We start from the raw sequence: 13,595 nt of genomic DNA, 5'->3' as shown, positions 1-13,595 counted from the left end.
CTAACCCCACTCTGGCTTATGCTAATGTTGGGATGGCTGGCCGGGCCGGCAGCTCCGGCAGATACTTTGCGTATCTACAGCGACCTGCCTTTGGCCGCGACCGTCTCTGCCTGGATCGCGGATTTTCGCGCCGCGCATCCGGATACCGAGGTCGCCTTCGCGGCCACCAACACGCTCACCGCCGTCCAGGCCCTACGCAACGGCGCTGCGGACGCGATCGTCATCGGCAGGACGCTGACCCCAGACGAGGCGCGGGCGTTCCCCACCCCTCCCCTGGCCTTGCCGGTGGGTCTGGACGCTTTGAGCATCGTCGTCCACCCAGACGATGCGCGCCAGGAAATCGGCCTCGCCGAACTGGAATACCTGTACGCCGGGACCCACCGCTGCCAAACCGGCCCACCCGCTGCTTTGCCTCGGGGAACTCTTTATAGCCCTACCCCGGCCAACGCCAGCCATTTCCATTTTCAGGCCAAGGTGCTCTGCGGCGGTCCTTTGCGCCCAGAAGTTGTCCTGTTGCCAGACGATGCCGCAGTGATCGAACAGGTCGCCCGGCAAGCAGGCGCGCTCGGATTCGCCAGCCAAGCCCTGATGAACCCTAAGGTTCGCCCGCTTCCTTTGACCCTGCCGGCCACTCGGAGCAAAATCCTACCCTCTGCCGCCTTCCTGGCAAGCGGCCGTTATCCGCTCGCCTATTACCTTTATCTATATCTGGCTCACCCGCATCCTCCGGCGCTCGCCTTCGCTCGCACCGCGCTTTCGCCCCAAGGCCAGGCGATCCTCGCCAAACGCTTCGCGCCCCTGCCCGAATCGATCCGCCGGCAGGCGCTTTCGCGCTTGCGCGATTGATCGCGCTTTATCCACCCCCTCACCCTCTGGCAAAATCCTTAAAGCCGCAAACTGCAGGATTTTAGGATGCCGCGTTACCGAACCGCCCCGCTGGCTATTCCCACGATGCCGCCCGGCGTTGCCTTTATCGTCGCCAACGAGGCCGCCGAGCGTTTTAGCTACTACGGCATGCGCGCCATCCTGGTGGTGTTCATGACCCAGTATTTGACCGATGACCAAGGCCGCCCCGACCCGATGACGCCCGAAGAAGCCAAAGCCTGGTTTCACCTGTTCGTGGCGGCGGTCTACCTGACTCCCCTTTTGGGGGCTCTGCTCGCCGACGGTCTGCTCGGGAAATATCGCACCATCGTGATTTTGTCTTTGGTCTATTGCCTTGGCCACTTCGTTCTCGCCTTGGACGCCACCCGCGCCGGCTTGCTCCTCGGCCAAGGCTTGATCGCCCTTGGAGCCGGAGGAATCAAACCGTGCGTCTCGGCCCATTTGGGCGATCAGTTCGGCGCCACCAACCAGCACCTCCTCGGCCGCGCTTTTGGCTGGTTCTACTTCGCCATCAACTTAGGGGCATTCGCCGCGATGTTGATCACCCCCTACCTGCTCGCGCATCGGGGACCGACCGTGGCGTTTGCCGTGCCGGGAATCCTGATGGCTCTAGCCACCTGGATATTTTGGAGCGGGCGCTTCCGCTACGCGCACCTCCCACCGCAAGGTCTAGGCTTCGTCCGCCAAGCGCTTGGCCGTGAGGGACTGAAAGTGCTGGGCCAATTGAGCCCGATTTACCTGTGCGTGGCGATGTTCTGGGCCCTGTTCGACCAGACCGGCTCTTCTTGGGTGCTGCAGGCGCAAAACCTGGAACGCAGGCTGTTCGGTTATGAGATTCTCCCTTCCCAGCTCCAGGCCGCCAACCCGCTGCTGGTCCTGATTTTGGTGCCCTTGTTTTCCTACGTCCTCTACCCGCTTCTCGAGCGGATCTGGCCCTTGTCGCCGCTGTGCAAAATCGCCATCGGCATGTTCCTGACCACCTTGGCCTTCGCCTTGGCGACCTGGCTGCAAACGGCCATCGACGCGGGGCATACGCCTTCCATCGCCTGGCAGCTGTTAGCCTATTTGATTTTAACCACGGCGGAAGTGATGGTTTCGGTTACGTGCTTGGAGTTTTCCTACACCCAAGCGCCAAACTCGATGAAATCCTGGGTAATGGCGTTCTTCATGCTGTCGGTGGCGGCCGGCAATCTGTTCACCAGCGCCGTCAATTTCTTTATCCAGCGATTTAACGGCCAAAGCCTTCTGCAAGGCGCGGCCTATTTCGGGTTCTTCACCGCGGCGATGGGGGTCACTGCGCTGCTATTCTTGTTTGTGGCCCGCTTTTACCGCGGCCAGAGTTATCTCCAGAAAGAAATCCCTGTAGAGCGCTTATGAGCCTGCCCGAACCTTCCCCCGCCAACGGCTTTCTTGCCGAGCACGTCCGCCTTCTCACCGCCAGCTACCGGCGCTGGACTGGAAAAGACCTGATCGACCCCACGCTCGATCCGATCGCCGCCGCGCGCTTTTTGTATCACGCCCCGTTCGCGCTGGTCTCCCACGACACGCGCCAAGACCCCGTGTTCAATTACGCCAACCTCACCGCTCAACGGCTGTTTGGGATGGATTGGCCAAGCTTCACTCGCCTGCCATCGCGGCTTTCCGCCGAGCCTTTGGCGCAAGCCGAACGCTCCCGCTTGCTCGCAGAAGTGAGCGCCAAAGGGTACTTGGCCGATTATCGCGGGGTGCGCATCGCCCGCGACGGCCGGCGGTTTCGCCTCGAAGGCGCCGAGATCTGGAACGTTTGCGATACAAATGGGGCGTTCTACGGTCAGGCGGCGCGCATCGCGCGTTGGCGTTTTCTTTAAATTTTTAAACGCTAACGCAGCGGTCGCGGCCAGTTTGCTTGGCCTGATACAAGGCTTGGTCGGCGCGCTCGAACAGGGACGCTTGGGTGTCGCCTGGACGCGCGCCGCTCAGGCCGCAGGAGATGGTCACCGGCACCGGTTTGCCGCGGCTGTTGAAGCCGCATCCTTTGACCGCCTCGCGCAGCTTTTCCGCCACTTTCAGAGCGCCCTCCAAGTCGGTTCCCGGCAACAACATCACAAACTCTTCCCCGCCGTATCGGCCGACGAAGTCCACCTCGCGGATCCCGCCGCGCAAAGTTTGAGCGACCACGCGTAAGATCTTATCGCCCGCTTGATGGCCAAAGCGGTCGTTGATTTGTTTGAAATGATCGATGTCCCAGAGCAACAGGCTGAGCGGCTGCCGGAATCGCTGCCAGCGGGAGAACTCCTGGGTCAAGCGTTCGTCCACCGCCTGGCGGTTGGGCAGGCCGGTCACCGGATCGTAGCGCGCTTGCTGCTGGGCCGCTTTGAGCCGCCGCCGCAAATCTTGGGTCTCTTGCTCCAGTTCTGCCACGCGGCCGGTCAAGGCGGCGATCTGTTCCGCCAGCTCGGCCTCTTGCTTAGCTTCCACCTTGCAGATCACGACGAGCTGCTCGGTCAGACTGTCGAGCCGCTCGACGATCAGACTCTTGAGCGCATCGAGACTCGTCTCTTCTAGGGTCTGCGTGCGCAAGCGCGCAACTTGAGCCGTCAAAGCCGCGTTCCAGCCTTGCTTTTCCCCAAACACCCGCCCTATATTCTGGGCTTGGGCGTCAAGCTGCTGCAGCTTTATCGTCAGCTGGGCCAAAAAATCTTGGATTTCTTCCCGCTCCTGCCGCAGCATAACGTAGCTCTCAAACAGCAAGCGCGCCGTTCCTGTCAGCACCTCCGGCAACGCTCCCCCCTGCTTTAGGGAATCGATCAATTGACGGCTCGGCTCGGCCAGCGCCGGAAACGTCTCCAATTCTCGCAACAACCGCGCCAGAGGGCGATGGAGGGACTGTTCGTCTATGGATGGGCTTGCAACAATCCGAAACAAGGCGTCTGCCGCCGCCTCCAGTTGCGCCAGCCCGGTCTCGTCGAGCACGCCGCGGCGCACCGCCTGGCGCAGCGACTCCAGCGGCGGATCGGAACGCCGGTCCTCGAGGGCACACAGCAAGCGCGTCAGAACCTTAAACAGGCGTTTTTCCGCGTCTTTCCAAAACGCCTCGCGCGCGTCCAGTTCCTGCGCGAGCGCCAGGCACTTAGTCCGCCAGGAGTCCGAACCGGTCTCGGCCATGGCTTGCCCTAGGCCGCGAGCAGTCCAGCCTCCGGCAGGGCGATCTCGACGCCGATCGGCAGGTGGTCGGAACAGACGAAATCGTACACTTGCATCCGGCTGACTTTGAGATTTGGGCTGACCAGGATGTGGTCCAACTTGCGCTTAGGTCGCCAACTGGGGAAAGTGCGCGCCTGGGGAATCGGATCGATCAGCCCGGTGCGGGTCAGAAACCGGCGCAGTTCGGGCGCGTTGGCGCCGCAGTTGAGGTCCCCCATCACGATTGCATACGCGTAGCCGGCAAGGCGCTCGGCGACAAAATCCAACTGGCGCCGCCGCGCGCGGGGACTTAAAGCCAGGTGCAAGACGCAGAGCAGCAGGCTTTGCCGGCCTTGGCCAAAGCGCACCCAAATTGCCCCTCGCCCGGGCAGGCCCGGCAAGGGCGTCTCGTCGATTTGATCGGGCGGCAGGCGGCTCAAGAAACCATTGCTGTGCAAGGCCAGATGCCCGATCCTGCGGTTGATTTGATTGTGCCAGTAGGGAAACCCGGCGCGCCTGGCCAGGTATTCGGTCTGGATCACGTAATGGCTGCGCGCTCCACCCCCATCCACCTCTTGCAGGCCGACGATGTCAAAAGGTTGGAGGAACTCGGCGATCCGCTCCAGGTTGACCAAGCGCTTATCGCAAGGCCAAAGGTGTTGCCAGCTTTTGAGCAGGTAATCTTCGTAGTGGCGGGTGCGAATGCCAGTCTGGATGTTAAAGCTCGCAAGCTTTAAGCGCCTCATGCCTACTCCTTTGCAAACCAGTTAGGGCATGCCGGCGCGCAGCGCTTGCCGCTCGCGTTCGACCAAGGTTTTAAGCGCCTCGATCATCTTGGCGTAAGTCTTGGCGGTTTGACCGGTGATCGCGTATTTGCCGTTGACCACCAGCGACGGCACGCCGGTGATCCCGTAATCGGCGGCGATCGCTTCGGCCTGGCGCACTTTCAGATCCACCGCAAACGAGCGGAAAGCGCTCTGGAAGGCTTGCCGGTCAACGCCATGAGCGACAAAAAACTCGGCCAGTTCTTCTTCGCTTGCCATGGGTTTCTTGGCTACGTGCATGGCATCGAAGAAGTCCTTGTGGATTTTGTCCACCACGCCCAAAACCTCGGCGGTAAAGTAGGCGCGCGCTTGCGGTGCCCAGTGGGGGCCAAAAATCACCGGTTGGCGCCTAAACGCCACTTCCGCCGGTTTGCTCTTGAGCCAATCCTCAAGGTACGGATCAAAGCGAAAACAGTGAGGGCAACCGTACCAGAAAAACTCGATGACTTCGATCTTCGTCGGATCCGCCGTCGGCCGGGGTGGATTCAACTCCACGTATTCCTGGGCCGCCACCGCACCAGCCAAGAGCCACCCAAGCAGTATCGTCCAAACGTAGCGCATCTTCGTCTCCTTTTTATTTCAATCCGGCAATATAGGCGGCCACCGCCTTCATTTCCGCCTCGTTAAGGCGCGCGGCGATAGCGCGCATGGGGGTGTTCTCACCGCGCAGGCCCTGGGCGTAATCGCTCAACGCCTTGATCGTATAGGCCGCATATTGACCCTGGACCCGCGGGAAACCCGCCGGCGCGTTCCCTTGCCCTTGCGGACCATGACAAGCCGCGCACGCCGGCACCTTTCGGGCCGCAATCCCAAAGCGGTAAATCGCCTCTCCCTCCGGCGAGGACTCCACCGCTTCCGCTTGGGGAAGTTGGGCGGCAAAGTAGGCGCTCAAAGTCGCGATATCCTCTTCACTCAGCCCCGCAGCGACAGCGTTCATGGCCGGAACAGACCGGCTCTGATGCTTGAAAGCACGAAGTTGTGCACTCAAGTATTTGGGGTTTTGCCCGGCCAATTTCGGAAACAAAGGGGTGACTCCCTTGCCTGCCTCGCCGTGGCAGCCGACACACACCGCGGCTTTTTCTTGCGCTTTGGCAGGCTGCGCGGCGCCGCTGCGAGCCCCCATCAGCAGCCAAATCGCGGCCATCAATGTTAGTATAGTTTTCATGTGCCTTCCCGTGATCGAATTTAAAGCTTAAAACGGCAATCATTGTATCGATTTTCCGGTTTTAGGTACCGCCTCGATGAATCCTTTGTATCACCGAACCCAGTTTTTGCTGAGCACGCTCGAATTTGCCCGGGACGTTCCCGATACTGGATTTGAAGTAGCTTTCGTTGGTCGCTCCAACGTGGGAAAATCCAGCGCTATCAACGCGATAACTAATCAAAAAGCGCTCGCGCGCGCCAGCAAAACGCCGGGGCGGACCCAACAGCTGGTATTTTTCCAGGTGGACGCGCAGCGCCGCCTGGTGGACCTTCCCGGCTACGGTTTTGCCAAAGCGTCGGGTCAAGCGCAAGAGCGCTGGCGTAAAGCCCTGGAGGACTATTTCCAACACCGCAAGTGCCTTAAAGGCGTGTTCTTGCTCATGGACATCCGCCATCCCTTAACCGCGATCGACCGCCTTATGATCGAGTGGTGCCATCGCTTGCAGCGGCCGCTGCACGTGCTTCTGACCAAAGCCGACAAGCTCAACTACGGGCCGGCGAAAAACACGCTGCTCAAAGTGCAACAGTCTCTAGGTTTGAGCTGCCAGCTTTTTTCCGCCACCCAAAAGCTCGGGATCGATTCGGCGCACGCGATGCTTGACCGCTGGTTCGAAATAGAATAAAAAAACCCCGAAGCCAAAGGGGGAAAGCTTCGGGGTCAAAGTGCTCCGGCTTGGGGGAACCGGAGCTGCTCGCTACTCATAAGGGAGGAAATGAGTAGGTTTGGCGTCGTTCCTGACACTTGCCCTATTAGAAGGCAAAACCCGGCAAAAGTTCCTCAATGCGCCTCGTCCCAGTTTGCCCCCACCCCGATCTCCACCACCAGGGGCACGCTTAAATTCGCTGCCCCCTCCATGTGCGTCCGGATCTGTAAGACGGCTTGGTCTAAACCCTCCTCGGCGACCTCGAACACGAGTTCGTCGTGAACCTGCATGATCATCTTCACCTCGCTGCCGGAGTTTAGGATCCACTCGTCCACGGCGATCATCGCCCGCTTGATGATGTCGGCCGCGCTCCCTTGCATGGGCGCGTTGATCGCCGTGCGCTCGGCTTGACTTTGAAGCTTGGGGTTTTGCGACTTGAGTTCCGGCAAATAGAGCCGGCGCCCGAACAGGGTTTCCACGTATCCTAAAGCGTACGCCGAGCGTTTAATCGCTTCCATGTATTCGCGGACCTTTGGGTAACGCTCGAAATACCGCTCGATATAGGCCTGGGCCTCCTCTCGCCCCACCCCGAGTTGCTTGGCCAGACCGAAGGCGGACATCCCATAGATCAAACCGAAGTTGATCATCTTGGCAGCGCGGCGCTGCTGCGGCGTAACCTGTTCTGGGGCAACGCCGAAGATTTCGGCGGCGGTGGCGCGGTGAACGTCGGCCCCTGCCGCGAACGCGCGCGTTAGATTCGCATCCCCAGACAGATGGGCCATGATCCTAAGCTCGATCTGGGAGTAGTCGGCCGCCACCAGGCGAAATCCAGGAGGCGCCACGAAAGCGCGCCGGATGCGGCGGCCTTCCTCGCTGCGGACGGGAATGTTCTGGAGATTGGGATCCGACGAGGACAAGCGGCCGGTGGCGGTAACCGCCTGATGATACGAAGTATGCACCCGGCCGGTGCGCGGATGGATCTGCTGCGGCAGGCGATCGGCGTAGGTCGACTTGAGTTTGCTCAGCGCCCGGTGTTCTAAAAGCAGGCGCGGCAATTCGTAGTCCTGTGCGAGCTGCTGCAGAACCTCCTCGGAGGTGGAAGGTTGGCCCTTGGGGGTCTTTTTCAACACCGGCAGCTTGAGCTTATCAAACAAGATCTTCTGCACCTGGCTCGGGGAAGCCAGATTGAACGCCTCGCCGGCGATCCGGTGAGCTTGCGCCTCGATGGCCGCGCAGCGTTGCTCAAGCTCGGCGCTGAGTTTAGCCAATTCTGCGCAGTCCACCTGCACGCCGTGGCGCTCCATGCGGACCAGAACCGGCACCAAGGGCATCTCGATTTCCTCATACACGCGTTTGAGCTTAGGTTCGGCCTCGAGCTTAGGCCACAACACCTGATGCAGGCGTAGAGCAACGTCGGCGTCTTCGGCGGCATACCGCATCGCCTGCTCAAGATCCACCTTGGAGAAGGGAATCTGCTTGGCGCCCTTGCCGGCCACCTCTTCGTAGCGCGTGATCCGGACCCCAAGATAAGTCAACGCTAAAGAAGCCAAATCGTGGCGAGTGGCGGTGCTGTTGAGCACGTAAGACTGCAGCATCGTGTCGTGGGCGACCCCTTTCAGCTCGATGCCGTGATTGGCGAGCACGTGGAGGTCGTATTTAAGGTTCTGCCCTAATTTGGGGATATCCGCTGAACTTAAAAGCGGACGCAGCTTTTCCAGCAAGCCGTGCAAATCCAGCTGCGGCGGCGCCCCCAAGTAGTCGTGCCCCACCGGAACATAAACCGCCTCGCCTGGCTCCACCGCGAACGACACGCCCACCAGGCGCGCGTCCAGGTAATTCAGATCGGTGGTTTCGGTGTCTAAGGCAATAAGCGGAGCCTGCCGCAACACCGCCAGCCACACATCCAGGTCGGCCTGGGTGAGCACCGTGCGGTAACCTGAATTCGGCGACGCATTCAGGGTTGGCAAATCCAGCCGACGCAGCCAAGACGTGAACTCAAAGCGCCTGAGCAGCTCCGTCAACCTGGCGTAATCGGGCGGGCGCCGTTTAAGCTCGGCCAGCGGGATCGCCAGCGCCAGATCGCTACGCACCGTGGCCAACTGGCGCGCCAGGGCCAGCCGGTCCAGATGGGCGCGCAAACTCTCCCCCACCTTGCCCTTGATCTCGTTCGCGTGGGCTAAAATCCCGTCCAGAGAGCCGTATTGGTTCAACCACTTGGCCGCGGTCTTGGGTCCAACCCCAGAAACGCCGGGGATGTTGTCGGTAGGATCCCCGACCAGCGCGAGGAAATCGACGATCTTGGCCGGCGGCACGCCGAATTTTTCCTGGACTCCCTGAACATCCAAGCGGGTTCCAGACAAAGTGTCGTCCAGGATCAGGCGATCGTCCACCAGTTGCGCCAGATCCTTGTCGCTGGTGGCCACCACCACGCGGAAGCCCAAAGCTTTGGCTTGGCTTGCGAGGGTAGCGATGACGTCGTCGGCCTCTACCCCCTCGTGCACGATCTGCGGGATCCCTAAGGCCTCGATCAGCTCTTGCAAGGGCTTAAGCTGAGCTGCAAGTTCTTCCGGCATGGGTGGGCGCTGAGCTTTATAGGCCGCATACCAAGCTTCGCGGAAGGTCTTGCCGGGGGCGTCGAACACTACCGCAAAATAAGGGGTATCGTAGGTATTTAGGAGTTTGCGCAGCATATTGGCCACCCCGTAGATCGCCCCAGTGGGCTCGCCCTTCGAATTGCGCAGCGGCGGCAGAGCGTGATAGGCTCGATATAAGAACGAAGAGCCGTCTACGAGAACCAAAAGCTTGTGGCCCTGAGTCATAAAGGCGATTATTGTCCCATGGCGAGCGCGAAATCCACCGATTTTACTCCAAAATACATCGACGCTCCGGGCGAACTCGAGCGCCTGTGTCAAACCCTAGCTTCTAGCCCCTGGCTGGCCATCGACACCGAATTCCTGCGCGAGTCTACTTATTATCCCAAGTTCTGTCTGCTCCAGATCGCCGGCGAGGGCGCGCTGGCGTGCGTGGATCCTTTGCGGCTTGGCGATCTTCGCCCGCTGTGGCAGCTCATCTATCGCCCCGATAAACTCAAAGTCTTCCACGCCGGGCGCCAGGATCTAGAAATTTTTTACCATCTTCACGGCCAACTGCCCGCGCCGGTGTTTGACACCCAATTGGCCGCCTCGCTGCTTGGCTATTCTGAGCAAATCGGTTACGCCCAACTGGTGGCAGAAGTCTTGGAAGTGACTTTGGCAAAAGGCCACAGCCGCACCAATTGGCAAAAACGGCCTTTAGACGCCGAGCAGATCCGCTACGCCATCGACGATGTGCGCTATTTGGGTCCCTTGTACCTGGCATTACGCCACCGCCTCGAACAATTAGGGCGGCTGGCGTGGCTGGAACAAGAGCTTAAAGCCCTCATTGATCCTGCCACCTATGCCAACCCGCCCGCCGAGGCCTGGCGGCGGATCAAAGGCGCAACCCAACTCAACCGCCGCCAATTGCGCATCCTCAAACGGTTAGCGGCCTGGCGTGAGGAAACCGCGATGGCCTCCGATCAACCCCGGGGATGGGTGATCAAGGACGAGCTTCTCTGCCAGATCGCCAAGCTGCAACCGCAAACTCCCGAAGCCCTAGCGCGGCTGCGCGGGATCGACGCCAAGTTTCTTCACCGCTACGGCGCCGCTATTTGCCAGCTCATCGCCCAGCCCTCTGCCGAGGACCCAGAAGCCGACGTACCCCATTCCAAAGCGCGCGTCGCTGAACAGGAAGCTTTGCTCGACTTGCTTTGCGCTTTGGTCCGGCTGCAAGCGGCCAAGCACGGTCTAAGCCCGGCGCGGCTGGCCTCGCGCAAAGACTTGGAACGATTCCTCGCCTGCCCGGAAGACTCAACCCTGTGCCAAGGCTGGCGTGGAGAACTGATCGGCAAAGAGCTTTTAGCGTTTTTAGCCGGGCAAAAGCGCTTGCAGATCGAACACGGGCGCCCTTGCTTGCAATGAGCTTGCCTCCCCTAATCCAAGCCTTGCTCGACCCTGCGGTTTACGACCATCCTACGCAAACCCTCCGTTGCCGCGAAACCCACATCTCCTGGATCCTCCTCACCGGGCCTTACGCGTACAAGATCAAAAAGCCGCTAAATCTTGGGTTTCTCGATTTCTCCACCCTGACCAAACGGCGCTTCTATTGCCAGGAAGAATTGCGCCTCAACCGCCGCTTGGCGGCGCCGATTTATCTCGAGGTAGTGGCGATCACCGGCAGCCCCACTTCTCCCCGCCTTCGGGGGGAAGGTCCAACTCTGGAGTACGCCGTCAAGATGCGTCAATTCCAAGAGCAGGACCTGCTCGCCGAGCTTGCCGCCCGCGGCGAACTGAAAGAAGCGCACCTTCGCTCCCTGGCCGAGCGGATCGCTAGCTTTCACCGCAGCGCAGCCCAGGCAGGAGCGCAAGACCCCTACGGCGACCCCGAACTCATCCAGGCAGCCGCCCGGCAAAATTTCGCCCAGATCGAGCGCAGCGATCTGCCCACCCTGGCCAAACTGCAAGCCTGGACCGAGAGCGAATTTGTTCGGTTGCGCCCGGTCATGGCCGAACGCAAACGCCAAGGCGCAATCCGCGAATGCCACGGCGACCTGCACCTTGGCAACATCGTCCTATGGCAAGGACAGCCGCTGCCGTTCGACTGCATCGAATTCAACCCCGTGCTGCGCTGGATCGACGTCATCAGCGAAATCGCCTTTACCGCGATGGACCTTTGCGCGCGCGGCCTTAAACCTTTGGGATTTGGCTTCCTGAACGATTATTTGAGCCTCAGCGGCGACTACGCCGGCGTGCCGCTTTTGCGCTATTACCTGGTCTATCGGGCTATGGTGCGGGCTAAAATCGCCCACTTGCGCAGCCTTCAACAGCCCGACGCGCCGGCGCATGGAAAAGAATTCGAGCGGTATTTACAGCTGGCCTGGGATTTCAGCCAGACCCAGAAAGCCTTTCTGGGCATCACCCACGGTTTCTCCGGCAGCGGCAAATCCTACGCCGCCCGCAGGCTGGCCGCCCAACTGGGGGCGCTGCACCTGCGCTCCGACGTAGAGCGCAAGCGCCTCGCGGGGCTCGAAGCCGACGCCGCCTCCCGATCCACCCTCGGGAGGGGGATTTATAGTCCGGAATTCACCCAGCGCACCTACCAAAAACTCTGGGACGACGCCCGCACGGTTTTGACCTCCGGCTTTCCGGTCATCGTCGACGCCACCTTCCTAAACCGCGCCTATCGGGACCGGTTCCAAGAATTGGCGCAAAGTCTGGCGCTTCCCTTCTTGATTCTGGATTGCCACGCCCCTGAGGAAGTTCTGCGCCAACGCATCCTAAAGCGCGCTCAGGAGCGGCGCGACCCGTCGGAAGCCGACCTAGAGGTCTTAAAACAGCAACTTTGCCACCACGATCCGCTCGACGCGTCGGAGCAAACCGCCGTGCTCGCGTTCGATAGCGCGCAAGCGAGCGCAGACGAAATCCTGACCGCACTTAAAGGCCGGCTAGGACTTGAATGAAGCCGGATCGATCTGATGGCGGTTGAGCAAGCGGTAAAATTCGGTCCGATTGCGCCCGGCCAGCCGCGCCGCCCGCGCGACGCTGCCCTGGGTGATCTGCAGCAAGCGAACGAGGTACTCGCGCTCGAAGTTGCGCTTGGCTTCGCGCAAAGGGGGGAGGGCGCCGCCGCTGCCCTCCCCACTGAGAGACCTCTGCACCAGGCTTAGAGGGATCAAGGGCGTATTGGAAAGGGCGACGCACTGTTCCACGACGTTCTGCAGTTGGCGCACGTTTCCCGGCCAGTGGTAACGCACGAGGTATTCCATCGCTTCGGGCGAGAAGCCTTGGACCTGGCTCCCGTAAGGCTCGGCCAATCGTTTGACGAAATGGGCGGCAAGCAGAGGGATATCCTCGGGCCGCTCGCGCAGCGGTGGGATCCTAAGCGTGACCACGTTGATCCGGTAATAGAGATCCTCGCGGAAATCCCCCGCCCGCACCGCCTGCTCCAGGTCCACGTGGCTCGCGCAGATGATCCGCACATCCACCGCGACGGTCTCGACGCTCCCCACCGGCCGCACCCTCATTTCCTGGATCGCGCGCAGCAGCTTGGCTTGGAAAGGCTTGGGCATGTCGCCGATCTCATCCAAGAACAAGGTGCCCCCGTCGGCGGCCCGGAACAAGCCTTCGTGGTCCCGAATCGCGCCAGTGAAGGCCCCCTTTTTATGGCCGAATAGTTCCGACTCGAACAGATGTTCTGGAATGGCGCTGCAATTGACGGCGACAAACGGCCGCTCCCGCCGTGGCCCTGCCTGATGGATCGCTCTGGCCAAGAGCTCCTTGCCTGTCCCGCTCTCGCCGTGAATGTATACGCTCGCCCGGCCCTGCGCCAAGCGCGCCACCTGGTCGAGCAGGTCTGCCATCCGCGGGCTTTGGGTAATGATTCCGCCGCGCCACCCCCCTGTTTCCTCGGGTTGACGCGTCCCGAAGCTCAGCTCCATCGCCTGCCTGACCTGACGCACCAGTTCCTTATTGTCCACCGGCTTGGTCAAAAACCCAAATACCCCCCGCTTGGTAGCGTCTACAGCGTCACGGATGGTGCCATGGGCAGTCAGGATGATGATCGGCAGCGTAGGGCAGCGGGCGTGGATGGCCTCGAACAACGCCATGCCATCCATGCCGTCCATCATCAAATCGGTCACCACTACATGCGGCCTAAACAACGGCAGCTGCGCCAAAGCTTCTTCACCGCTGGTCACCGGTTTGACGGCAAACCCGGCCGCGCTCAAGCGTACGGCGAGTAAGCGCAAAAACCCTTCTTCGTCGTCGACCAACAGAACCCGTTTGCGTGAGTCTGACATTGA

General features: G+C 60.8%; 12 protein-coding genes. 6 read left to right on the top strand and 6 right to left on the bottom strand.

What is annotated here, in order from left to right; translation table 11 throughout:
* Positions 1–24: 24 nt before the first annotated feature.
* From ACYQ3M_RS03150 to ACYQ3M_RS03140, 3 genes are all read left to right on the top strand, one after another.
* The gene (locus tag ACYQ3M_RS03150) at positions 25–846 is read left to right on the top strand and encodes a substrate-binding domain-containing protein (protein WP_460034598.1); all 822 of its coding nucleotides are present in this window, start codon (positions 25–27) and stop codon (positions 844–846) included.
* A 66-nt stretch (positions 847–912) separates the two neighbouring features.
* On the top strand, positions 913–2,262 hold the full coding sequence (locus ACYQ3M_RS03145) for a POT family MFS transporter (RefSeq protein ID WP_460034597.1): 1,350 nt from the start codon (positions 913–915) through the stop codon (positions 2,260–2,262).
* Positions 2,259–2,732, top strand: coding sequence for an MEKHLA domain-containing protein (locus ACYQ3M_RS03140; protein ID WP_460034596.1), 474 nt, complete (start codon positions 2,259–2,261; stop codon positions 2,730–2,732). The genes ACYQ3M_RS03145 and ACYQ3M_RS03140 overlap by 4 nt, the downstream gene beginning before the upstream one ends.
* Positions 2,733–2,736: 4 nt before the next feature.
* On the opposite strand, the gene ACYQ3M_RS03135 is transcribed toward ACYQ3M_RS03140, so the two are convergent.
* Genes ACYQ3M_RS03135 through ACYQ3M_RS03120 form a run of 4 tightly spaced genes read right to left on the bottom strand, consistent with a single transcriptional unit; the run spans position 2,737 to position 6,036 of the window.
* Positions 2,737–4,029, bottom strand: a complete 1,293-nt coding sequence (locus ACYQ3M_RS03135; protein ID WP_460034595.1) for a GGDEF domain-containing protein — start codon at positions 4,027–4,029, stop codon at positions 2,737–2,739.
* 8 nt (positions 4,030–4,037) lie between these two features.
* The gene (locus tag ACYQ3M_RS03130; protein ID WP_460034594.1) at positions 4,038–4,793 is read right to left on the bottom strand and encodes an endonuclease/exonuclease/phosphatase family protein; all 756 of its coding nucleotides are present in this window, start codon (positions 4,791–4,793) and stop codon (positions 4,038–4,040) included.
* Positions 4,794–4,814: 21 nt separating this feature from the next.
* On the bottom strand, positions 4,815–5,432 hold the full coding sequence (locus ACYQ3M_RS03125) for a thiol:disulfide interchange protein DsbA/DsbL (RefSeq protein WP_460034593.1): 618 nt from the start codon (positions 5,430–5,432) through the stop codon (positions 4,815–4,817).
* A 13-nt stretch (positions 5,433–5,445) separates the two neighbouring features.
* Positions 5,446–6,036, bottom strand: a complete 591-nt coding sequence (locus ACYQ3M_RS03120; protein WP_460034592.1) for a c-type cytochrome — start codon at positions 6,034–6,036, stop codon at positions 5,446–5,448.
* A 76-nt stretch (positions 6,037–6,112) separates the two neighbouring features.
* Between ACYQ3M_RS03120 and yihA the strand changes: the two genes are divergently transcribed.
* Positions 6,113–6,697, top strand: a complete 585-nt coding sequence (gene yihA, locus ACYQ3M_RS03115; protein WP_460034591.1) for a ribosome biogenesis GTP-binding protein YihA/YsxC — start codon at positions 6,113–6,115, stop codon at positions 6,695–6,697.
* A 155-nt stretch (positions 6,698–6,852) separates the two neighbouring features.
* Here the strand turns inward: yihA and polA are convergent, their stop codons facing one another.
* On the bottom strand, positions 6,853–9,537 hold the full coding sequence (gene polA / locus ACYQ3M_RS03110; RefSeq protein ID WP_460034590.1) for a DNA polymerase I: 2,685 nt from the start codon (positions 9,535–9,537) through the stop codon (positions 6,853–6,855).
* Between the two features lie 18 nt (positions 9,538–9,555).
* On the opposite strand from polA, the gene rnd reads away from it, so the two are divergent.
* Together rnd and ACYQ3M_RS03100 are read left to right on the top strand one after the other, a co-directional pair.
* On the top strand, positions 9,556–10,716 hold the full coding sequence (gene rnd, locus ACYQ3M_RS03105) for a ribonuclease D (protein WP_460034589.1): 1,161 nt from the start codon (positions 9,556–9,558) through the stop codon (positions 10,714–10,716).
* The gene (locus ACYQ3M_RS03100; RefSeq protein ID WP_460034588.1) at positions 10,713–12,254 is read left to right on the top strand and encodes a bifunctional aminoglycoside phosphotransferase/ATP-binding protein; all 1,542 of its coding nucleotides are present in this window, start codon (positions 10,713–10,715) and stop codon (positions 12,252–12,254) included. Before rnd ends, ACYQ3M_RS03100 begins: the two co-directional genes overlap by 4 nt.
* On the opposite strand, the gene ACYQ3M_RS03095 is transcribed toward ACYQ3M_RS03100, so the two are convergent.
* Positions 12,240–13,592 (bottom strand): sigma 54-interacting transcriptional regulator, encoded by a 1,353-nt coding sequence (locus tag ACYQ3M_RS03095; protein ID WP_460034587.1) that lies wholly within the window; start codon positions 13,590–13,592, stop codon positions 12,240–12,242. The genes ACYQ3M_RS03100 and ACYQ3M_RS03095 overlap by 15 nt on opposite strands.
* Between the last annotated feature and the right edge of the window lie 3 nt (positions 13,593–13,595).

It is taken from the genome of Methylothermus subterraneus (genome assembly GCF_054656915.1).
The sequence above is the reverse complement of the archived record's forward strand: the minus strand, read 5'-3'. Positions and strand labels throughout refer to the sequence as shown.

Excerpts from the sequence above, each read along its gene's own strand:
- ACYQ3M_RS03150 (WP_460034598.1), top strand. The coding sequence starts at position 25 with ATGTTGGGATGGCTGGCCGGGCCGGCAGCTCCGGCAGATACTTTGCGT.
- ACYQ3M_RS03145 (WP_460034597.1), top strand. The coding sequence starts at position 913 with ATGCCGCGTTACCGAACCGCCCCGCTGGCTATTCCCACGATGCCGCCC.
- ACYQ3M_RS03140 (WP_460034596.1), top strand. The coding sequence starts at position 2,259 with ATGAGCCTGCCCGAACCTTCCCCCGCCAACGGCTTTCTTGCCGAGCAC.
- ACYQ3M_RS03135 (WP_460034595.1), bottom strand. The coding sequence starts at position 4,029 with ATGGCCGAGACCGGTTCGGACTCCTGGCGGACTAAGTGCCTGGCGCTC.
- ACYQ3M_RS03130 (WP_460034594.1), bottom strand. The coding sequence starts at position 4,793 with ATGAGGCGCTTAAAGCTTGCGAGCTTTAACATCCAGACTGGCATTCGC.
- ACYQ3M_RS03125 (WP_460034593.1), bottom strand. The coding sequence starts at position 5,432 with ATGCGCTACGTTTGGACGATACTGCTTGGGTGGCTCTTGGCTGGTGCG.
- ACYQ3M_RS03120 (WP_460034592.1), bottom strand. The coding sequence starts at position 6,036 with ATGAAAACTATACTAACATTGATGGCCGCGATTTGGCTGCTGATGGGG.
- yihA (WP_460034591.1), top strand. The coding sequence starts at position 6,113 with ATGAATCCTTTGTATCACCGAACCCAGTTTTTGCTGAGCACGCTCGAA.
- polA (WP_460034590.1), bottom strand. The coding sequence starts at position 9,537 with ATGACTCAGGGCCACAAGCTTTTGGTTCTCGTAGACGGCTCTTCGTTC.
- rnd (WP_460034589.1), top strand. The coding sequence starts at position 9,556 with ATGGCGAGCGCGAAATCCACCGATTTTACTCCAAAATACATCGACGCT.
- ACYQ3M_RS03100 (WP_460034588.1), top strand. The coding sequence starts at position 10,713 with ATGAGCTTGCCTCCCCTAATCCAAGCCTTGCTCGACCCTGCGGTTTAC.
- ACYQ3M_RS03095 (WP_460034587.1), bottom strand. The coding sequence starts at position 13,592 with ATGTCAGACTCACGCAAACGGGTTCTGTTGGTCGACGACGAAGAAGGG.